Below are 21506 nucleotides of genomic sequence, written 5' to 3' on the forward strand. Positions count from 1 at the left end.
ATCCTTAAAACGGTGATTCGGCTGAGATGAGGCGGACGTTGCGCCGAACGAGCCCGCCGCAGAGCGGCGGGCTCCCGGGAGGGGTCTGGAAAGGATCCTCTAGAGAGGCCCCGGGCAGAATGGATCACGCTCCCGAAAGATGTCGATCCCAGAGCTGTAAGCGATCGCCAGGCACCCCCCGCACACAGGACGTATCGCGCAGGACGCGCAGGCCTCGGAGCCTGCGCGGTAAAGACCGGCCGCCTCACCCTCATAGATTTCGAGGATGCTTGACGTCAGGACATTTCCTATCGGGGAGGGAAATTTGCGGCAGGCGTGGGCCTCTCCATCCGGAAGCACCGTCATGAAGTTGAATGCCGCTCCACAACCATAGCCGGCACACCCACCGAAAACCCCGTTTCCTCTTTCGTACAGCAGACGGTTCAAAAGGTTGTCCTTCACGCCGATGACAGGGTTTCTCGTCGCCGCCTCGAGATAGGCCTCGCAAAACCTTCGGTAGGCCTCCTGCGAAGGCAGCCGCAAGTGCACTCCTTCCCCCACGAGTGAAAGCCGGTTGAAGGTGAACAGGTCGGTCCGCCCCTGCAGGAGATCAGCCAACGGCAGCACTTGATCGATGTTCGCGTCGGTAAGGGTGAGCATCACCATCGAGTAGATGCGGAACTCCCGCAGGAGTTCCAGGAAGGAGAGGGTGCGGTCGAAATGGCCCGCCTGCCGGACCGCGTCATTGTGCTCCCTCAACCCCTCGAGGCTCACCTGGTAGTAAACGGGCGTTTCGATTTCGACAATCGCTTCGATGTCTTCGCGCGAAGCCGGGTTTCCGAGGACGGCCAGGGCGAAGCCCAGATCGGACGCCCTCCGGTAGAGTTCGAGGAAGCGAGGGTGGAGGAGGGGGTTCCCGCCCGTAAAAGAGATCTGACCGCGGACGTGCTTTGCTTCGCAGAAGCCGTAGAACCCCTCCAGGACGCCGAGCGCCGTTTCATAAGGGAGGGAGGTTCTTGCCGAGCGGTCGTAACAGTGCCTGCAATGGAGGTCGCAGGCCTGGGTGATGTGCCACTGAAGCGTGAACACGTCGGCCGTCAGGAAACGCTCTTCAAACCCCTCGGGGATCGAAAACAGCGTTTCGCTCCGCCTGATCGCGGAAGGCGGGGCGATCAGCAGACCGGTCCGAACCGCTCGGTCGACCGCCTGATCCAGGGCCGCCGGCGGGATGCCGGCCTCTTCCGCCGCCTGTTTCCGGGGGATTTCATCGGCGAGCAATTTCAAGGCGAGAAGATCGTCATTCCCGGCTGCGCGGAAAATGACGTCGCCGCTTTCGGGGTGGCGATACGCAAGCACGAACTCGCGCCCCTTTTGCGGTTCGGGGGCCCCATCAGGATCGTTCATGAGGGATGGGAGATGCTTCCAGCCGAGATCGAGAAGACTCAGCGTGGGATTGACGGCGATCCGCTCGAATGAGCGGCGCGCCGGCAGCTGAATCGAAGCCGCCTCCCCGATCGCTCCTTCGAGCCGCGCAAGGTCCCCGATAAAGGGCCTTTCTTCGAACATATCCTGCAGGGTTTGGTAGAAGCTTTCCGAGCCGGGCGGGCTCGGGCAGGATCCCTCGAATTGACGCCAGCGGGACTCGCCGACCAATCGCCGGCAATGAGGAAACTGTGTCCGAAAGGGTCGTTCCGCTTCGCTGTCCATTCTGCTCTCACCGCGTTCATCCGATATCATCGAAAAGCGGTCGCCAGGCCGCCAGGCCGCTTCGCGGCCCGGCTTCGTCAGCCTGCCGCCGGCTGGGGCGTTGCAATGACGGCGGAATTTCCCGGCAGCCTCCCTGACGGAAAGGGGTCGAAAACTCGATGGCCATCGAGTCAGGCCTTGGCGCAGGCCGCCGTTTCAACCGTATAGGTTGAACAAAGAACACCGCATGCCTGTCTCGCGCAGGAACACTCTGGAAACATTCCTGGTGTTTCACCGAATCTCCACATTGCGCGTTTCATGTGCGTGGGACGGGGGGAGGATCACAAAAAACCTTACAAAAAAAAGCTTCGCAGTGCGGACCGCACTACTTCTTGCTGCCGCCTCAGCCGCTTTGGCCGGGCTGTTTTTGTGGCTGCGTCGTTTCTCCGGCAGGTTGGGTTGCATTTTGATCGGCTTCACCGGGTTGGGCTTGCGGGGCGCTTCCAGCGCCGCTTTGCTGCCCGCCTCACCCCGAGGAACCGGCCGCTTTTCCAGGTGGTTGGGTGCTGCCTGCACCGCCTTTGGCGCCCCCTCAGCCACTCGAGGATCCGGCAAAGACCAGCCCCGCGCCGGATATGAGGGTCGCCACGCAGACGCCGGAAAGCACCTTCTTGATTTCTTTCAATTCCATGGGTTACCTCTCGAAAGAACAGGGTGTTCAGTTGTTGGCCATGATTCGTTCAATCCGATACCTCCCCCCGTTGCCTCCATGATACACCGATAACGCTGCGCATGCAATCCATGCCTGTTGCTTCTTGACATTCGCCGGAATGCCCGCTAAGAGTCCGTTTCGTGAACGCTTCGCTTCCCCTCGGGGCGCAGCCGGGTCCTGAGCCGGCCCAAATAGAAGCTGGAGGTGATGCTCGATGCTCTTTTTCTGGAAAAAAGCGGTGTCGCCGCTATTCCTGCCGCTATCTGTTTCGACCGTTTTTCTGGTTTTGGGGTTGGTGCTCCTGTGGACGGCGAGGCGGCGCAAGGCAGGGCGCCTGCTGGTGTCGATCGGCACCTTTTGGCTTCTGATCTTTGCCTATTCACCCGTGCCGGACTTTCTCGCCCGATGCCTGGAACAGCGCCACATGCCGGTCATGGAGCTTGATCCGGCACAGAAAGTCGGTTATGTTGCGGTACTCGGCGGGGGGAGCATCGAGGCGGACAACCTCCCCGCAACGGCGCGTCTGAGGCCTGTCAGCGCGACCAGGCTGCTCGAAGGAATCAGGCTTTATCACGGTCTCGAGGATGGCCGGCTCATCGTCTCTGGAGGGACATGGCTGGGTGAAGCCGGAAGCGGTCCAACGATGGCCGAGGCGGCCGAGACACTTGGAATCCCGGCTGCCGACCTGACGGTATGCGGCACGCCGCGCGATACCGAAGAGGAGGCGGAGGCTATCCTGCGGATCGTCGGTGAGGAGCCCTTCCTGATGGTGACTTCCGCGGCGCACATGCCGCGGGCGATGCTTCTCTTCGAACGTCTTGGGATGCATCCGATCCCTGCGCCTGTCGATTACAGCGCCGCCGGAAGGTCTCGTTGGTCGCCGGAGGACCTTTATCCTTCAAGCGAAAACCTGGCCAAGGCCGACAACGTGATCCATGAGTATCTGGGTATTCTGTGGGCGTATCTGCGGCATTGAAAGCGTGCCGTGCTCTGTGCATTGCATGAAACGGCAACGGCGTTGAGCGGGCGCGCGGGCATTTTCCCATGCGGCGGATCGTATGCCGCTGCCGCCGCAAGTCGAGTGGAGGCCCTCCGTTCCCCATTCCGATGGAAATGCGTATGCTGAATCTCCTCAAGAGGCGAAACTTCTATATCATGCTGGCGATCGACAGCCTGCTGGTCCTCGCTGCGCTTTTCCTCGCATTCTATTTTCGTTTCGAATTCACCATACCGAAGCGCCAATGGCCTCTCCTGAGCCAGCTCCTTCCGCTCGTCATCCCGATCAAGATATCGTGCTTCCTCTTCTGCGGAATGTATCGCGGAATGTGGCGTTACACGAGCCTGCGCGATCTGTATCGTCTGCTGTACGGCGTTGCGCTTTCCTCCCTTCTTCTGACGGCCGTGGTGGGGCTCTCCTACCGGCTCGAAGGATATCCGCGCTCGGTGTTCATCATCGACGGCCTCCTGACGCTGGTTTTCCTGGTGGGCATAAGGGTCTTGGTGCGGATCTATTTTGTCAAGAAGGCGGTCCATTCGAACTTCTTTCAACATGCCCAAGGGGAAACACCCCTTAAAAAGAGGCTGATGATCGCGGGAGCCGGAAATTTCGGCGAGAAGGTCCTCCGGGAGATCAAGGAAAACCCGAGGATGTTCTACCAGGCCGTCGGCTTTGTCGATGATGATCCCTATAAAAAAGGATTGACGATTCACGGCGTTCCGGTTCTGGGGCCTGTTTCCGATTTGAAGCGTCTGCTCGGTGAAACAAGGGCGGAAGAACTGCTGATCGCCATGTCTTCCGTGAAGGGGGAAGTGATCCGCAGGATTGTGGAATCCTGCAAGGAGGCAGGCGTTCCTTCCAAGACCCTCCCCGGGATCGGAGAGTTGATTGACGGGAGCGTGAGTATCAAAACCTTGCGTGATGTGCGCTACGAAGATCTTCTGGGTCGGGAGCCGGTGGAACTGGACGTCACCGCCATCCAGAATTACCTCAAGAATCGGACGATCCTGATCAGCGGCGCAGGAGGATCGATCGGCTCAGAGATCTGCCGGCAGCTGATCCGCTTCCACCCCGAAAGGCTGGTGCTGGTGGACGCTGCGGAGTCCAACCTGTACAGCATCCAAATGGAGCTGAAACACAAGGTCGGCTATCTCGACTATGCGACGGTCCTCGGGCGGGTCCAGGATCGGACGCTCATGGAAAAGATCTTCGGAAAATACCGCCCGGACGTTGTCATTCATGCGGCGGCTTACAAACACGTGCCAATGCTCGAGCGAAACCCCTGGGAGGCCGTCAACAACAACATCGTAGGCTCGAAGATCCTGATGGAAACCGCGGTTGCAGCCCAGGTGAAAAAGTTCGTCATGATCTCGACGGACAAGGCCGTCCGGCCGACCAATGTCATGGGGGCCAGCAAACGGGTCTGCGAGATGCTGCTGCACCTCTATCGGGAGAGCGGGACGCGCTTCATGGCGGTGCGGTTCGGAAATGTCGTAGGTTCATCCGGTTCGGTGGTGCCTCTTTTCCGTGAGCAGATCGCGCGCGGGGGACCGGTTACGGTTACCCATCCGGAAGTCACCCGCTTTTTCATGACCATTCCGGAGGCCTGCCAATTGGTTCTGCAGGCCGGTGCCTTGGGAAGAGGCGGCGAGATATTCATCCTGGACATGGGGGTCCCGGTGCGGATTCTGGACATCGCCCGGGATCTCATCCGGCTCTCAGGAAAGGAGCCGGAAAGAGACATCCCGATCTCCTTTATAGGCTTGCGCCAGGGCGAGAAGCTCTACGAAGAGCTGATCACCCAGGGCGAAGGGATCGTCAAGACCACCCATGACAAGATCATGGTGCTGTATTCCGATTACAGGGCCAGATTCGAAGAGACGTTCAATTTCGGGAACTACATCGCCAGGCAAATCGATGAAATGGCGCGGCTCGCGGAAGCGAAAGACGGACGCGGGATCCGGCTTCAATTCAAGGAATGCGTGCCCGAATACGCGGCGGATGATGGGGAGTGCATCATATAACGGCGTCCATCAGGAAAATGACGCTTCAGCGCAACCCGTTTCCGTTTCTGGAAGAGGGATTTTTTCTTCTCATCAGGGCGCTTGCTCGAAAAGCGCAAACAGGATCGATGGGCAGGGGATCAGCGGCTTTTGGCTGTCGATTCCTTGAAGGCCTGTCGTGCGGTCGTCAGAAGGAGCTTCTTGTTGAAGGGTTTGGTAAAGTACCCGTCAAAACCCGCTCGGACGCATTCGGAAAATTCATATTTGCTGGGATAAGCGGTGATCGCGAAGATCCTGGGCCCAGGCATGGTCGAGCGGATCCGCCTGCAAAGCTCTTGTCCGCCAGTCTCCGGCATGTCGAGGTCGATGAACATGACGGGATAGGCCTCTTTGCTGAGAAGTTCCAGCGCGCCGGCAGCGCCCGGGGCGGTGGCGACTGTGTAGCCCTCCTTCCTGAACATATCCGCAAGCGTTTCCAGAATCGATGGGCTGTCGTCGACGATCAGGATTTTTCGCTGGGTGGTCTTCGGCATAGCTTTGAACCCGCTCAATCGCGTAGAGTGAATTAAAGATTTATATTAATAAAGCATTTTTATAAAAAAGCAAGAGGGAAATGCCCTCTATGCTGTCAGCGTCTTCTGCAGGGCGAAAAAACCCCTGGATCCCTGCCGTCCCCGGCTGCGGGCATCAGAGAAAACCGTCTTCAACGCATGAGCCGTCAGGGGTTTCCCAGCATGCCCCGCTTCAGATCCTGGCTCGGCGGGGAATCGCCCAACCAGATTCCAAAGAGCGCCTTCTTGAAATCAGCGCCGGCGATGGTCGTTTTCAGCTGCTGGTTGAGGACGACCCGGACACCTTCCTTTTGAAGATAGATGAGGTCCCACACGTCGCCCTCACGGGTTTTTTCCGTAAAACAGCCATTGAAGGCGTCGATCCTTTCCTGGAGAGAGGGCGTTATCCCCCCGCTGGTCTTCGAGAAGCCTTCGTTCCAGGTTTCGATCAGGGTCGCAGGATCGATGTCCCCCCGGATGAACTGCATGCGGATAGCCATAGGCTCGTCGGCCTCGAGGATCGCCTTTTCCGAGCTGTTGGGTGCAGTGAGGTAAAGGGCGCAGGCATAGACCTTGACCACGAATTTCTTCCGCAGGCCCGCGCCGTTCAACAAAAGGGTTCGATCCCCCGCCTCGAGTTCGAGGGGGAATTGGACTCCGCCCGTTTCAAATGCGGGAGAAAGCGACGGCAAAAGCAACAGACCCAGCACCGCACAGAGCATCCTTTTCATCATCACTCACCCTCCTCTTGACTTTTAACCACCTTTGTTGGCAAGCCTTTTTCCCGAACTTCGATATAGGCTACGCTTCTTCGATCTGCAACCCTTTTTACTCCTGTCATCAAACCTTTACGCTCCGGACAAGCTCAAGGGAAGTTCTTGCCGCTGCACCCGCGTGCGGCTCCATCCGATCAGTACTTCCTCAGTTCGAAGAGCTTCCTGTCCTGTGTCGCGACGATATGGTAGTACCGATCCTGGGGCATGTAAATATAGGGGACGTCCTCCTGGCGGCGGTAGAGAAAGTGGGAGAGGATCATCCGGTTGACGGCGCGATGGCCGATGATCATGATGTTTTCGGAGTTGCAGCTGAGGTAGAGGGCCTTCTTGATCCCGAGGTCGATCCGCTCTTTCATGGTGGCATACCCTTCGCCCTGCGGGTAGACATAATGATACTTGTCCGCCTGCCGGGCGAGGTAGACCTCCGGCATGTCCCGCCGAATCTCTTCATAGCTCATGCACTCGCAGATGCCGCTGTCGATTTCGTCGAATTCGGACAGGGGGATGATCGTGCAGCAGGGCTGAAGGGCCTGGATCGGCTGTGCTGTCTGGATCGTGCGGATGCGCTTGCTGGTGAAGATGATGGGGATCTTCCTGCGCTTGAAGTGCGCAGCCAGGGCCTCCGCCTGCCAACGCCCCTTTTGTGTCAACCCCGAATCCCCGCCGATCCTGTTTTCGAGATTGAAGGTGGTCTCACCATGACGGATCACGTAGAGGTGTTTGACGGTGTCGGTGACGAGGAAATCGCGGATGCGGTCGTAGTGGGGAATCGGATCCTGTATCCGTTCCGCATTGATGCGGTTGTTGAGGGAGTCGAGCTTGACGAAGTTGCGCTCCTCCGATAGGGGGGCATAGATGCTCTGGTAATACCGGATGCGCTTCTTGAAGCTCGCTACGGCCTCCTCCGCAGACAGGTGCTGGAACTCATTCAGGTCGATCTTGCGCAGAATGCTGGCCTCGAGGATCTCCGGGTCGTTGTTGATGCATTCGATGAAGAGGAGCGGGTGCCCTTTCAGGCGCTCGACCAGCATCATCCGACGCTTCACGCTGGCATTGGTCGCATCCAGAATAGCCACCTGACCCTTGCCGCTTTCGAGGTAGCGCCGGGCCATATCCATGTTCATAAAGGCGATCTTCTCGCGGAGGGCGACGCCGTTCTGGTTCCTCGGGTCGTAGAATTCCGCATAGGAGGTGTCTTTCCGGATATAGCGGCGCCTGAGATTGCCGTTGTTGAAGATGCGGACCTTGATCCCGTCCCGAACGAGATTTTCACGAAGCTTGGTGGCGATGGTCGATTTTCCCCTTGCGGGGAGTCCGACCATCGCGATGTAGAGGCGGTTGTTATGGTCCATGACCCTATCCAATAGGCCCAAACTGCGAAAAGTTCAACCGAAAAATATTGAACGAACCTTTTCAAATCCTTATGATATATAAAATAGTTCGAAATCTCGAAAACGGGTTCGACGGCGGCGCACGCGGCAGCGCCGATAAAACGGTATTAATCAAATTTAAAGGAGGTTTGAAAACATGGTAACGGCGGCATCGACACAGACCCGGACCGGGGTCCTGGTCAACAGCTTCGTGCGCAGCGTTTACAACTGGATGGCGGTGGGCCTCGGTCTGACAGGCTTCGTCGCCTATTACGTCGCCAACAGCCCGGGGCTCCAGGCTGCCCTTGTCCAGAACCCCCTGATGCTGATCGTCCTCATCGTTGCCCAGCTCGGCCTCGTGTTCGCCATCAGCGGCGCGATCAACCGCCTCAGCGCCGGGGCGGCGACCGGGCTCTTCGTGCTTTACGCCGGGTTGAACGGGGTGATTCTCTCCTTCGTCTTCCTTGCCTACACGCAGACATCCATCGTCAGCACCTTTTTCATCTGCGCGGGGACATTCGTGGGATGCAGCATCTACGGCTGGACGACGAAGCGCGACCTGACCTCTTTCGGCGGATTCCTGATGATGGGCCTGATCGGGATCATCATCGCATCCCTCGTGAACCTGTTCATCCGCAGCAGCGGAATGAGCCTCATCATCAGCTACATCGGAGTCTTCGTGTTTGTCGGGCTGACTGCCTGGGACACGCAGAAGCTCAAGAACATGGCGCTCGCTCAGCCGGCGGATCTGGAGGCGGGGGTCCTGCGGAAGGGGGCGATCCTGGGGGCGCTTTCCCTGTACCTGGACTTCATCAATCTCTTCCTGATGCTCCTGCGCATCTTCGGGCAAACCAGGGATTAGCCGGCCGCACCGCTCCTCCGATGTCCCGGAACGCTCCCCCCGGGGGTCCAGCCCTCAGGGGGATTGTTTTTTGCGGGCTGTGTGCCAGGCAGTCCGATCACAGAAGATGGCGTACATGGAGAGCTTTCCAAGTGCTAAACTCCATCAGACAGGGAGTGAAGGGGTAGAGCCAGGTTGCAGGCTGAATTGTTTTCGTGAGGCATCGACCTCGTGAAGGAGAGGGCACATGGCCGAGGGAGCATGGGTGCCGGGATATGTCGGTCTGTTCGAAACCGGAGAATTTGCACGCAGGATCGAAGCCGGCCTCGGGATGATGGAGTCCTGCACGCTTTGCCCCCGCCGCTGCGGCATCAACCGGCTGGCGGGTGAAACCGGGTACTGCCGGACCGGCCGCAGGGCCCGCATTGCAAGCTACAACGCGCATTTCGGGGAGGAGGCGCCCCTGGTCGGACGCCGCGGATCGGGGACCATCTTCGTGAGTTCGTGCAACCTGCTCTGCAGCTTTTGCCAGAATGCCGAGATCAGCCACGGGAACGAAGGGGTGGACGTCATGCCCGGGCAGATGGCCGCCATGATGCTGGATTTGGCGGCGATGGGCTGCCACAACATCAACATCGTCACGCCGACCCATATCGTGCCGATGCTGCTCGAGGCGCTGGCGGCAGCCGTCCCGCAAGGGCTCTCGCTCCCGCTCGTTTACAATTGCGGAGGGTACGAATCGGTGGAGGCCCTGAGGCTGCTCGAGGGTGTCGTGGACATCTACATGCCCGATTTCAAGTTCTGGGATCCGCAGTGGGCCGAGCGGTTTTGCCAGGCCGACGATTACCCCGAACGCGCGCGGGAAGCCCTGCATGAGATGCACCGGCAGGTTGGGGACCTGGTCCTTGACGAGATGGGGATCGCCCGCAAGGGGCTTCTGGTGCGCCACCTCGTCATGCCCAACAGCGTCGGGGGAACCGCCGAGATCATGCGCTTCCTGGCGCGCGAGATCTCGCCAGACACCTATGTGAATGTCATGGATCAGTACCGCCCCTGCTGGGAGGCCCGAAAGGATCGGCTGATCGACCGCCGATTGACCGCCGCAGAATTCAGCGCCGCCTTGGATGCAGCCCATGCGGCCGGGCTGCACCGTCTGGACCGCAGGGAGCGGCCCCGCATCTTTTTCGGCCTTTGACAAGCTTCTTTTCGAGGAAAAAGACGATGGACAAACGGGTCGGCATCACGGCCACCGTACCGGTGGAGATCATCCTCGCGGCAGGCCTGACGCCCGTGGATCTGAACAACATCTTCATCAACGCAGAGGACCCGAAACGGCTCGTCGCCAAGGCGGAGGAGGCGGGCTTCGCCCGCAACGTCTGCACCTGGATCAAAGGAATCTATGCGACAGTCCTGGAAAAGGGGTTCCGGCGTGTGGTGGCGGTGACGGGGGGCGATTGCAGCAACACCATCGCCCTTGGCGAGGTCCTGGGGCGACGGGGCGTGGAGATCATCCACTTCGAGTACCCTCTGGACCGGTCCGCCGGGGCGCTCCGAGGCCGCATGAAGGCCCTTGCCGGGGCCCTCGGCGCTACCTGCGAGTCCGTGGAAAAGGCCCGGGGGGACGTGGACCGGATCAGGCGGAAGCTCAAACAGTTGGATGAGATGACGTACCGGGAGGGGCGCGTCAGCGGCTTCGAGAATCACCTTTTCCTCGTCGGAAGTTCGGATTTCGATCAGGATCCGGTAGGATTCGAGGCACGGCTGGACACGTTTCTCGATAAGGCCCGGAGCCGCCCCTCACGCGATCCGCGGATCCGGCTGGGTTTTCTGGGGGTGCCGCCCATTTTCAGCGGGTTTTACGAAGCGGTGGAGGCCATGGACGCCCAGGTGGTTTTCAACGAGGTGCAGCGCCAGTTCTCGATGCCGGCGGGCGGAAAGGGGCTCGTGGAGACCTACCTGCGCTACACCTATCCCTACGATATGGCCGGACGGATCGCCGACATCCGCACGGCCGTCGCTGAGCGCAGGCTCGACGGCCTGATCCATTACACCCAGACCTTCTGCTACCGTCAGATATACGACATCCTCCTGCGCGAGGGCGTGGACACCCCGATCCTGACCCTGGAAGGCGACCAGCCCGGCCCGCTCGACAATCGGACCCTCCTTCGAATCGAAACCTTCTGCGAGATGCTCAAGAGCGGAAAGGACATGCCGCTCTAATGGCCTTTCACAGGACCCGCCTGCCGCTGATGACATCCTCCGCCAGTTGAACATCCTTGCGGCTGCCGATGAAGAGCGGGACCCGCTGGTGAAGGGTCGCGGGCTCGATCTGGAGGATCGGTCCATTCCCATCGCTGGCGTAGCCCCCGGCCTCCTCCACGACCATGGCGAGCGGGTTCGCTTCGACCATCAGGCGCAGCTTGCCGGTAGGCTTCTTGGGGTCTTTCAGGTCGGCAGGGTACATGAAGATGCCGCCTTTCAGAAGGTTCCGGTGAAAATCCGCCACCAGGCTCCCGACGTAGCGCGAGGTGTAGGGCCTGGATGTCTCCTTGTCCGGCGTCTTGAAATAGTCGATCAGGCCGCGGGTGCGCTCGTCCCAATAGGCGTAGTTTCCCTCGTTCACACTGTACGTCTTGCCCTGCTCGGGGATGCGGATGTTCTCATGGGAGAGCAGAAACTCCCCGACGCTCGGAAAGAGCGTAAAGCCGTGCACCCCGGTGCCGCTCCCGGTGGTGTAGACCATGATCGTGCTCGATCCGTAGATGAAATAGCCTGCAGCCACCTGCTCCACCCCCGGCTGCAGGACGTCATTCAGAAGCACCTCGTTGGTATGCGAATCCTCCGGCCTTCGATAGACGCCGAATATCGTTCCGATGCTGACATTGACGTCGATGTTGCTGGATCCGTCCAGGGGGTCGAAGACGAGGATGTAATTCCCCCGCGGGTATTCCGCCGGGATCTCGATGAGGTCAGGATCTTCTTCCGATGCCATGCACCAGAGCTGACCGACATGCCGCATACGCTGGATGATGACCTGATTGGCGAAAAGGTCCAGTTTCTGCACCCGCTCATTCTGGACGTTGATGCGCCCGGTGTCCCCCAGGATGTCGGTCAATCCGGCCTTGTTGACCTCGCGTGAAATCACCTTCGCCGCCACGATCAGTTCGTTCAGGAGCGTCGTGAAGGCGCCGGTGGCCTCCGGGTTCGTCCTCTGCTGCGTGAGGATGTGTTCGGTAATGGTGGTTCCGACAGATCGCTTCGCGTTCATCTTCCCTCCTCCAGTGGTGTACCGGCCTCTGTGCGCATCTCCGCCCCGGGGCCTTATAGACCATTCACCCTGCCTTCATCGGGAAAACTGGCCCCTTCGCAAAACACCGGCCCTCGCGCCTGTTTTGCCGGCTGTCCAGGGGTCCCGCCCGGCAAGGAGCAGGCCTATCATCCAGCATCGTCCGCCGCAAGCGCCCTGAAAATATCCTCCCGGGAAACCTTGCCCGGCACACCCGGGTTTTCGATCAAAAAAGGATGATCCTGCCCGAGCGCAAACCGATCGGTCTTTTTCGCCCGGGCGATCCGAAGACCGCGACGCAGGTGAATGTTCATGTTGCCGCTGCAACCCTCAAGAACGAACCTCCCGGAGTTGGAAACTCAGTATTTGAGCAGGTTGTCCCAGAATCCGGGGTCTTCGTCCTTCCAGTTCGGTCCGAAACGCCGGTCGCAGAAACCGCTCAGCCGCTCATACCACTTGGCCCAAACGTTCTTCTTCCGTTCGCGGGCATCGAGGACATCGGCCAGAAAGAGATCGATCTTGTTGATCTCTTCCTTCGGGACGTAGTATGACGCCCCTCCCTCGAAGGATCGTTTGAGGTTGTCCTTGGAAAGGGCATGGGCGGTCAGCATCAGCGCAGGAATATCCTTGTCCCGGCAGATCTCGAGCAGTTCGTAGCCCCGCACGCCCATGATATCCAGGATCGCCGCGTGATAGTGGTTCGCTTCGAGGAAGGCTTTCCCTTCTTCGAAGGTGGAAGCCGAATCGATCCTGCACATATCGAGCAATTCGATGAGAAATTCCAGGATGTCCTTCTCATCGTCCACAATGAGAATACGCTTACCTTTCAAAATCTTTTCAGGTTCCATTCCATCGATCCTCCTCGGGATAGATCATCGCACGTGCAACTTCAACATCTGAAAACTGCAGCATTCGACTCCGCCGCCACGGCATTCACCTTACACGGAACCTTCCTGATATTCAAGCCGGTAGATTTCGGCCAGGGTCAGGAAAACCGTTATGGCCAGCGGTCCATAAAGGATGCCCATGATCCCGTACAATTTGATGCCTCCGATGATGCCGATGAACACAAGCAGGGAGTTCATGTGCACCCCTTGCCCGATGAGACGCGGCTTGATCAGGTACTCGATGATGGAGCTGTAGAAGACGTTGTACGCGAGGAAGAGGATCCCGGGGGCGAGATGGCCCTGAAGGATCATGATGGCCGTGGCGGGGAGGAACACAATGGAGGCGCCGATAATCGGGAGAAAGGCCATGAACGCGATGACGGTTCCCCAGAGGAAGGGAGATTTCAGGCCGAAGAGGAAAAAGCCAAGCCCTCCGAGGAACCCCTGCGTGAGCCCGGAAAGGCCATTGACGACGATAATCACCCGGCCCATCTCGTAAAAGGTGTGGGCCACTTTTTCGAGCTGCTCCCGCGGCACCGGCAGGAGTTCGACCAGATAGCTTTTGAGCCGTGCGCCGTCCCGGAAAAGGAAGAAGATCGTCATGATCATCAGAAAAAAATGGACGAGAAAGCTGAGGAGATTGGACGCAACGTTGCTGACCTGCTTGTAGAGGAAAAGCCCCACATTTTTGCCGACGGCGCTCGAAAGCTTCGCCACGTTGGCCTGACCGACATCGATCCCTGCCATCGCGGCAAATCTGCGGAGCCTCTGCACCCAGATGTTGTCGCTTTCGAGGACATCCTGGAGGTGCCCGATGGAAACGGCATCCCGCGTATTGACATAGAAATCGAAGGCTTCGTTCGAGAGGATGGTGAAAAACCATCCGGCGGGGATGACCAGCACGAGGAGGACGAGCAGCGTGGTCGAAAGGGCGGCAAAGGATGAATTTTCCCGAAGAAAGGACAAGACGCGTTTGTGGATGGGATAGAAGATCCCGGCGATGAGGAGCGCAAGCATGATCGCTGGCAGATAGGACCAGAAGAGCCGGAGGAGAAGCAGGGACGATCCGACCAGAAGGATAAAAAAGAGGACGGTGCCTACGCGTTTTCCGCTCACCTCATGAGGCTCCTGATTCGAATGGTTCCACGAGCCGCCCGCAGACCCTTCGCCGGGTTCGGGCCGTATTGCCGGCCGCACAACGCCGGTCCTTCACCTGCGGCTGTTGATAAGCGTGATCTGATCGTTGAGCGTCCAGTAGTCATAGATGTATCCGATCAAGAAAAGCCCCCCGGTAAGGAGGTAGAGGACCCCGCTGATCCATTTGCGCATGTACATCCGATGCACCCCGAAGACCCCCAGGAACGTGAGCAAAAGCCAGGCGACATTGTAGTCGATCGGGCCCATTCGAAAGCGGAGATCCGCTTGGCGATGGAGCGATGGGATCAGGAAGAGATCGACGATCCATCCGATCAGAAACAGGCCGAAGGTGAAAAAATAGATCGTTCCCGAGATCGGCCGGCCGAAATAAAACCGGTGTGATCCGGTGAACCCGAAGATCCAGATGATATAACCGAGGACTACGCTGTGCGATGAGTTGGCCATTCTTTGCTCCTGAAGCTTCAACGGCACTGAATCAGAGTTGCCGGAATCCGCTTCGATCTCGTGAACCAGACTTCCACCCGGAAAAGGTCTTTCCGGCCCATCCAGGCGTCGGTGCACCCGTTCCATGCCGCGGCAGCCTGCAGGCGGCCGATGCGTAAACGATTGATTCCTTTATATATCAGTCAACTTGGGACCCGCCCCGAAGGCTTGGTGCCGAGAACGCGCAACGTGCGGAGGAAAGCGGAGCCCGCGCCGCAGGGGCGGGTTTGAGCGCAACAAGGATGTAAAAAAGCCCCTTGTTTCCCGGTTGAAAACACGGCCGTTCTCCATACTTCATTAAGGGATGGCTACGAAACTACCAGTTGAGAGGAGGGGTTTCAAGAAGAATCACCAGATCCACACGCCTTGTTACAGCAGAACCATGCTGTACCAAACCGGCACCAGGCCGCCCCGTTCGTCGTATCTGACCTTGAAGCCGTGCGGCTCGACAGTCTTGGCGATATCGATTCCGAAGGCATCCATGGCGGGGCGTGCGAGGTGGGGATATCTGCAGGGCTCCGGAAACGTGCAGTCTTCACACTTGACGCACAGTGTCATCCCGAAGGCGAAGGGCAAACCGCAGGTGGCCATGGCTTCCTTCTCGATGGCTAGGGTGATGTCCTGCCCGGTCAGCGGATCGGACGACTGGATGATCAGCGCCTTTTCGTAGTTGTCGAAGGCCGCCATGAATTGATCGGGGGACAGCCTCAGGTTAGGGGGGCATGTCCAATACCGGCCCCAGCGCGCGCACCCGAAACGGCATTTCAGATAGGCTCGATCGTCGAAAACGATCCGGGCCGTATCGATCATCTTTGCGTCGGTCGCCCCCAACTGAATGGCGCGGCTGACCAGGGTATCTCTGTTCGTCAGGACTCCGTTGTGATTCCTGTTCATAGTTCCCCCTGCAGACAATAGCGCCTTCCCGGTGCTGGAGACAGGGTCCGGAGTGGATTCGGGGTGAGGAGTCGGCGGACGCCGGGCCTGTTTGGGAAAATCCTGCTGAAGACTCCCCACCCGCAAAGATTGGTCAAGCGCGTGATTCGAGGCAGATCATCCATCGGCGTCTGGGCGATGAGAGTAAAAAATTTCCCGGTCGAGGTTGAACCGTCGCGTTTCGGGCAGAAGATCAGTGCTGCTGGTAGGTTATTAGTTGTCAGGGATTGAGGGCCACATTCTCTCCAACTGGCCGTTTTGCTGAATGCACCACCCATTTAGCCAAGCGAGGCTTTACTTTCTACCATATAAGGCGCATTTGCGCAATCCTCTTTTTCACCGGTTCACTCCAGGCAGAGCTGAAGCTCTTTACCTGTCGAGATCATCTGAGGCGGCTGTACAATCCTGAACATTTCCCGTCGGTCCGGACCATAAACAACTGGCATTCCCGTTTTCCTGCTTGAAACAGCCTCCAGGTCGCTTCCGCACAAACGATTGATTTCCTTGATATTGGCCAAAAATCCTCATCTCAGGATTGGAAACCAGGTTCTACGGGTAATCATTTCCGGATGAAAAGGGAATCCCAGGAATGTGAAGCCTTGGTCACCTCAAGACCGGGGGTTAAGATAACGGCCAGCGGCTTTATTTCACCGATTTTGGTCGTTTCAGGAAGGATTTATCGCGTTTTTTATAAGCAATCCCCAGTTTTTTCATTCTGCTTCTGAGGGTATTAGCATTGACACCGAGAACCTCGGCAGCCCCTCCAGGACCATGGATTTTACCACGGGTCATTTCAAGGATATTTTCAATGTGACTTTTTATATTATCGTCCAATGCAATGGGCACTGAAGTTTTTTTGGGCTTCTGAAATAAAATATTTTGTTTGTTGACATATAGATAAGCTGCATCATCTTTATCAATATCTACGTTTACATGATTATTCTGCGAAAGCGCTATTGTTTTTAATTCCGCAAATTTATTATTGCTTATTATAGAATTAAATTCTAAAGGTTCACCCCTGCTTAGAATAATGGAGCGTTCTATCAAATTTTCGAGTTCACGGACATTTCCAGGCCAATCATAGGCCAGAAGGGTTTCCATGGCGCCGGGCCTGACCAATGGGATATTTGCCATTTTCAAAGTATACGCCTTACGTATAACGAAATGCCGCACCAGTGCAGGGATATCTCCCTTTCGATCTCTCAAAGGCGGAATACTGACAGGGAAGACATTCAAACGATACCACAGATCAGCACGAAATTGATTCGCCCTGACGTTGTGTAAAAGGTCGTTCTGGCAGGCTGCAATAATTCTGGTATTTACCGGAATCACTGCACTCCCTCCGACACGTTCCAGTTCCTGGGTTTGAAGAACCCTCAGCAATCTGACTTGAACGTGCAAAGGCATATCACCGATCTCGTCAAGAAAGAGAGTGCCCTGGTCCGCGCGTTCAAAAAGCCCTTTCTTCGAGGAAACAGCTCCCGTAAAAGCCCCTTTCTCATGCCCGAAAAGCACGCTGTCAAGAACACCCTCTGGCAGAGCGCCGCAGTTCACCTTTATAAAAGGGCCATTTTTCCTCGGCGAATGCCTGTGAATGGCATTCGCGATGACTTCCTTACCTGTTCCTGTTTCACCCTGCAGCAATACCGGACTGTCCAAAGGTCCGACCAGATGCACCATCTCCATAACCGCCCTCCATGGGGCGGAATCCCCGACAATGCTGTTTTCAGCAAATTCATTCAGTTTTTCACGCAAGTAACGGTTTTCGCGAGCAAGCATGTTTTTCATCTCGACAATCTCTTCATGCCTGCGAATATTAGAAATGGCAATGGTAAAAGGGTCTTTGAGCTGCAAAAACAAATGAGCATGCTCTTCAGTGTATCTATTCTTTCCAAAAGCATGTAAGGCGACTGCTCCAATATCTTGTTTGTCCATGATCAATGGTAGAAGAAGCGTTGATGAAATGGGATCATTATAAAATGTATGCCACAAGTGAGATACAGGATTTTCACTTGTATCATTTATAAGCATAAATGGATCATCCCCCAAACGCATTAATACACTCCTGTGCTCAGAAGGTATAGAAATCACATCATTCAGTCTTCTACCTCCGAAAACATCTACACGCGCTAAAGCGCGTAAGGCTGTGCAATCCCATTCTCGGTGTACAATAGACATGACATCCACAGGTAGAATCCTGCCAATATAATCAAATGACCTCTCTAGAGCTGTTTTTGGATCGAGAGTTCCGCATATTCGCAATGTTGCTTCTTTGTAAAAACGATCTGCGTCTACGCGATTTAGCGGAGTGTCTGAAGAGTGTATTTTGTTCATCACATAAACCTATTTGAAGTAAAATAATTTGCATCGATTTAGCAGTCTTTGATGCGCCTGCGTAAGAAGATAGAGATCAGCTCAATTTCCTCTGGCAAGGCATGCGTTCTTTACATCCGATTTCTTAACCTTGCCATAATGCGGTTGTCATCCTTGGCTTCGGAATTCGATGAATACGGTGAAATATTACCATATTTCACAATTGGTTGCCAATCCAAAATGATCCTTTTCGCCCCTTTTCAAAGTCCGTCCACGCGTATCGTTTCTACTGGAGCGCGTAGAGATAAGTTATACAATTCCAATTATTTGATAGATCAATCCGTCCTTCGGTTCCGGAAATGGATGCGCGCTCAAAAGCAGCTTGCGCACGAGGGCCAATCCTGGACCATTTATGAAATAAGACAATTGAAATAGCGAAATATCACAATTCTAACTGGTTGAATATATAAGATATTGAAATTGTTATTGAAAGTATTTGGCACATTTACTGCTTACTTATCCGAATAAGAAGAGCCGTGAAACTCTTCGGAACGGACCGTTCTAAAGATGCTGTCCCCTATGGCATGCAGAACCTGGAGGATCCCATTCTGAGGGGAGGAGTCTCGCTGCATAGAGATGTTTTTTGATGCGCCAAGGGGGGGCTTCCAATCCCGTATGCCGAATTCCCAAGTGCGGAAGAGTGCGGAATTTTATCGTGGATTTATAAAAGCGATCAGTGAAGGAGGGGAAATGATGCTGAATGAGGGGTTGGTGAAGATTGCGGGCGGCCACAACGTGCTGGATAGTCCCGATATCCTGAACGACTATTCCGGAGACATGAGTTTTGCCGCCCGAACGCGGCCCAGATGCCTGGTCAGACCCGGGAGCGCAAAAGAAGTCCAGGAAATTGTCAAATGGGCGAACGAGGAGAATGTTCCGCTCTTACCCATCAGTTCAGGCCCTCCTCACTTCCGGGGCGACACGGTCCCGCGCGTCGGTGGAACCGTCCTGGTTGACCTGACCAGGATGAAGAAGATCATCAGGGTTGACCAGCGGAACCGGGTGGCGATGGTGGAGCCCGGGGTCAGTTTTGACGAACTTCAGACTGAACTGGCAAAAGAGGGGCTGTCCGCCTATATGCCTTTGTGCCCCAGGAAATCGAAATCGGTCCTGACGAGTATCCTCGAGAGAGAACCTATCACAATGCCGGCGCATCATTGGGACTGCACCGATCCGTTCCTATGCGGCGAGATCATCTTCGGAACCGGAGATGTATTGCGCAGCGGCGAGGCCGCAGGACCGGACAGCACAGAAGAAAAATGGAAGATCGGCAATTACCAGATCACCCCGTTCGGGCTCTCGCAGTTTGATGAGAACAAACTCGTCTCGGGCGCGCAGGGGACGATCGGCATCCTCACCTGGGCAACCATGAAATGCCGGATGGCATCCTCCTTCAGCAAGACATTCCTGGTGTCTTCTGAAAATGTTGCGCAGTTGTTCGATCTGATGTACCCGCTTTTAAGAAGTAGACAGTGTGATCATTGTTTCATCTTGAACGATCTCAACCTTGCCAGCTTGTTGGCGAAAGATGCAGATGAGATCCGATCCTTGAGAGAGAGCCTCCCCGCCTGGGTGCTGGTGGTCAGTTTCGAGGGGAATGGGGAACTGCCGGAAGAGAAGGTTGCGTGGCAGGAAGGCGATCTTAGAGAAATGGCTCTCAGGGCAGGGCAATTGAGACCGGTGACCACCCTCTCCGGGCTGAATACCGAAGAACTGTCTGCGGTGCTCTCCAAGCCTTCGGATGAACCCTACTGGAAGCTGAGATACAAGGGCGGGTGCGGAGAAATCTTCTTCCTTACGACCCTCGATAAGACACCTGATTTCATCCAGGCCGCCTCTGGTCTAGCCTCCTCGCGCAGGTACCCTTCAACGGATATGGGCGTTTATATCCAACCGGTTGTCCAGGGCACAAGCTGCCACTGCGAATTCGACCTGTTTTATGATCCGGCGAACAAATCCGAAACGGGAAAGGTGAAAGACCTCCTTTCTGAAGGGGTCGCCCATCTGGCGGACATGGGCGCCTTTTTCTCCAGGCCTTATGGGACTTGGGCAAAGACGGTCTATGGCAGAGCCGCAGTGAGTTCTACCATGCAAAAGCAAGTCAAGCAGATATTCGATCCGAACAATGTCCTGAATCCTGGGCAGCTTTGCTTCTAAGAAGAGAAGGGAGGAAGTTGAAAGATGGAACTGAAAGATTTTGAACATGACATGCAAAGATGCTCCAGATGTTCATACTGTAAATGGATACCCTACGAAAACCAGCAGAATATGGATTTCATAAAGGGCTGCCCCTCAGCCGCCCGATACAATTTCCACGCCTATGCGGCGAGTGGCAAGTGGAACATGAGCTATTCGTTCCTGCAAGGCCGGATCGATTACTCCGATGCCTTCCAGGATGCGGTGTATCGCTGCCAGATGTGCGGCAACTGCGATGTATCTTGCAAAGTGGTTCAAGACATCGAACCGCTCGAGCATATGCAGACGCTTCGCATGAAATTTGTCGAAGACGGCCAGATTCTGCCGGAGCACATGCTTTTCATCGATAATCTAAAAAAAGAAGACAACATGATGTTGGCCAAAAAGGCTGACAGGGGAAAGTGGGCTGAAGGTATCCGCGTCAAAAACCTCAATAAGGAGAAGGCGAAAGTGGCGTATCGCGCCGGATGCAGATATGCCTACGATGATGAATTGTGGCCTATAGTCCGCGGGGGGTTGCAGATTCTTCTCGATGCGGGCGTCGATGTGGGGATCTGGGGTGATGAAGAGGTATGCTGCGGCGGCCGATCCTATCAGTGGGGATATACCGGTGAGATCATGAAATATGCGGAGCATACCATGGAAGCCCTGAAAGCCGCCGGGGTGGAAATACTGGTCAATCCCTGTTCAGATTGTTACCAGGCCTACAAAGTGCTCTACGACAAAATAGGCAGGAAGCTGGATGTGGAGGTCCTTCACATCACGGAATACCTGCATCGTTTGATAAAGGATGGAACCATCGAATTTACCAAAGAAGTGCCCATGACCGTCACCTATCATGATCCTTGCCATTTGGGAAGACTCGCGGAGCCGTGGGTCCATTGGAAAGGAAAAGAGGTCAAGGTCATGGGGCAGATGATCTGCCATGAACCCCCCAAGAAATATCGACGGGGGGCCAACGGGGTCTATGACATTCCGAGGGAGATTCTGAAAAGCATCCCTGGTCTGAAACTGGTCGAGATGCACAGGATCAGGGAATCCGCCTGGTGCTGCGGCGCCGGTGGTGGGGTCAAGGAGGCCTATCCTGAATTTGCAACCTGGACCGCTGCCGAAAGGCTCAAGGAGGCCAGATCCGTGGGAGCAGGAGCGATGGCCACCGCCTGCGGCTGGTGCAAACGGAATTTCTTGGACGCGATGGAAGAGGGCGCGGACCGCATCGAAATCTATGACATCATAGAACTGATCCAAAAAGCTATGTGAAGGAGGGTAGATCGA

Annotated in this window: 20 protein-coding genes; 7 read left to right on the forward strand and 13 right to left on the reverse strand. The window is 56.2% G+C overall.

Annotation, left to right across the window (positions count from 1 at the left end; translation table 11 throughout):
- Positions 1-99 precede the first annotated feature (99 nt).
- Together sbtM and sbtA are read right to left on the reverse strand one after the other, a co-directional pair.
- Positions 100-1716 (reverse strand): thio(seleno)oxazole modification radical SAM maturase SbtM, encoded by a 1617-nt coding sequence (sbtM, locus tag H567_RS23585; RefSeq protein WP_084516994.1) that lies wholly within the window; start codon positions 1714-1716, stop codon positions 100-102.
- A gap of 352 nt (positions 1717-2068) precedes the next feature.
- Positions 2069-2356, reverse strand: a complete 288-nt coding sequence (sbtA, locus tag H567_RS29575) for an SbtA family thio(seleno)oxazole RiPP natural product precursor (RefSeq protein WP_244155434.1) — start codon at positions 2354-2356, stop codon at positions 2069-2071.
- Positions 2357-2591: 235 nt separating this feature from the next.
- On the opposite strand from sbtA, the gene H567_RS23590 reads away from it, so the two are divergent.
- On the forward strand, positions 2592-3353 hold the full coding sequence (locus tag H567_RS23590; RefSeq protein WP_051184579.1) for an ElyC/SanA/YdcF family protein: 762 nt from the start codon (positions 2592-2594) through the stop codon (positions 3351-3353).
- 143 nt (positions 3354-3496) lie between these two features.
- A complete protein-coding gene (locus tag H567_RS0107215) occupies positions 3497-5398 on the forward strand; it encodes a polysaccharide biosynthesis protein (RefSeq protein ID WP_035253632.1) in 1902 nt (633 codons plus the stop codon).
- Between the two features lie 119 nt (positions 5399-5517).
- On the opposite strand, the gene H567_RS0107220 is transcribed toward H567_RS0107215, so the two are convergent.
- The 3 genes from H567_RS0107220 to H567_RS0107230 form a co-directional block, all read right to left on the reverse strand.
- Entirely contained in the window at positions 5518-5910 is a 393-nt protein-coding gene (locus H567_RS0107220; protein WP_028320886.1) for a response regulator, read from the reverse strand.
- Between the two features lie 185 nt (positions 5911-6095).
- On the reverse strand, positions 6096-6662 hold the full coding sequence (locus H567_RS0107225; protein WP_051184580.1) for a chalcone isomerase family protein: 567 nt from the start codon (positions 6660-6662) through the stop codon (positions 6096-6098).
- A 176-nt stretch (positions 6663-6838) separates the two neighbouring features.
- Positions 6839-8056: a histidine phosphatase family protein gene (locus H567_RS0107230; RefSeq protein ID WP_028320888.1), complete on the reverse strand. Its 1218-nt coding sequence runs from the start codon at positions 8054-8056 to the stop codon at positions 6839-6841.
- 175 nt (positions 8057-8231) lie between these two features.
- Between H567_RS0107230 and H567_RS0107235 the strand changes: the two genes are divergently transcribed.
- The 3 genes from H567_RS0107235 to H567_RS0107245 all read left to right on the forward strand — a co-directional run bounded on the left by H567_RS0107235 (position 8232) and on the right by H567_RS0107245 (position 11135).
- Entirely contained in the window at positions 8232-8936 is a 705-nt protein-coding gene (locus H567_RS0107235) for a Bax inhibitor-1/YccA family protein (protein ID WP_028320889.1), read from the forward strand.
- Between the two features lie 226 nt (positions 8937-9162).
- Positions 9163-10110 (forward strand): radical SAM protein, encoded by a 948-nt coding sequence (locus H567_RS23595; RefSeq protein ID WP_035253633.1) that lies wholly within the window; start codon positions 9163-9165, stop codon positions 10108-10110.
- Between the two features lie 26 nt (positions 10111-10136).
- The gene (locus H567_RS0107245) at positions 10137-11135 is read left to right on the forward strand and encodes a 2-hydroxyacyl-CoA dehydratase family protein (protein ID WP_028320890.1); all 999 of its coding nucleotides are present in this window, start codon (positions 10137-10139) and stop codon (positions 11133-11135) included.
- A 7-nt stretch (positions 11136-11142) separates the two neighbouring features.
- Here H567_RS0107245 and fbp read toward each other — a convergent pair whose 3' ends face one another.
- From fbp to H567_RS23600, 8 genes are all read right to left on the reverse strand, one after another.
- The gene (gene fbp, locus H567_RS0107250; protein WP_028320891.1) at positions 11143-12183 is read right to left on the reverse strand and encodes a class 1 fructose-bisphosphatase; all 1041 of its coding nucleotides are present in this window, start codon (positions 12181-12183) and stop codon (positions 11143-11145) included.
- Between the two features lie 167 nt (positions 12184-12350).
- Positions 12351-12515: a hypothetical protein gene (locus tag H567_RS29295; RefSeq protein WP_153306084.1), complete on the reverse strand. Its 165-nt coding sequence runs from the start codon at positions 12513-12515 to the stop codon at positions 12351-12353.
- Positions 12516-12560: 45 nt separating this feature from the next.
- Positions 12561-13049, reverse strand: coding sequence for a response regulator (locus H567_RS0107260; RefSeq protein WP_028320892.1), 489 nt, complete (start codon positions 13047-13049; stop codon positions 12561-12563).
- A gap of 90 nt (positions 13050-13139) precedes the next feature.
- Positions 13140-14204, reverse strand: coding sequence for an AI-2E family transporter (locus H567_RS0107265; RefSeq protein WP_028320893.1), 1065 nt, complete (start codon positions 14202-14204; stop codon positions 13140-13142).
- Between the two features lie 93 nt (positions 14205-14297).
- Complete coding sequence (locus H567_RS0107270) at positions 14298-14690, reverse strand: NINE protein (RefSeq protein ID WP_028320894.1); 393 nt, start codon at positions 14688-14690, stop codon at positions 14298-14300.
- A 408-nt stretch (positions 14691-15098) separates the two neighbouring features.
- On the reverse strand, positions 15099-15623 hold the full coding sequence (locus H567_RS0107275; protein WP_028320895.1) for a DUF2284 domain-containing protein: 525 nt from the start codon (positions 15621-15623) through the stop codon (positions 15099-15101).
- Between the two features lie 383 nt (positions 15624-16006).
- Complete coding sequence (locus tag H567_RS28440; RefSeq protein ID WP_153306085.1) at positions 16007-16180, reverse strand: hypothetical protein; 174 nt, start codon at positions 16178-16180, stop codon at positions 16007-16009.
- A 124-nt stretch (positions 16181-16304) separates the two neighbouring features.
- Positions 16305-17717 (reverse strand): sigma-54-dependent Fis family transcriptional regulator, encoded by a 1413-nt coding sequence (locus H567_RS23600; RefSeq protein ID WP_051184582.1) that lies wholly within the window; start codon positions 17715-17717, stop codon positions 16305-16307.
- A gap of 1008 nt (positions 17718-18725) precedes the next feature.
- Between H567_RS23600 and H567_RS0107295 the strand changes: the two genes are divergently transcribed.
- Together H567_RS0107295 and H567_RS0107300 are read left to right on the forward strand one after the other, a co-directional pair.
- Positions 18726-20192: an FAD-binding oxidoreductase gene (locus H567_RS0107295; protein ID WP_028320897.1), complete on the forward strand. Its 1467-nt coding sequence runs from the start codon at positions 18726-18728 to the stop codon at positions 20190-20192.
- Positions 20193-20243: 51 nt separating this feature from the next.
- Entirely contained in the window at positions 20244-21491 is a 1248-nt protein-coding gene (locus tag H567_RS0107300) for a (Fe-S)-binding protein (protein ID WP_279614976.1), read from the forward strand.
- The last annotated feature ends 15 nt before the right edge of the window (positions 21492-21506 follow it).

It is taken from the genome of Desulfatiglans anilini DSM 4660 (assembly GCF_000422285.1).
GTDB lineage: Bacteria > Desulfobacterota > DSM-4660 > Desulfatiglandales > Desulfatiglandaceae > Desulfatiglans > Desulfatiglans anilini.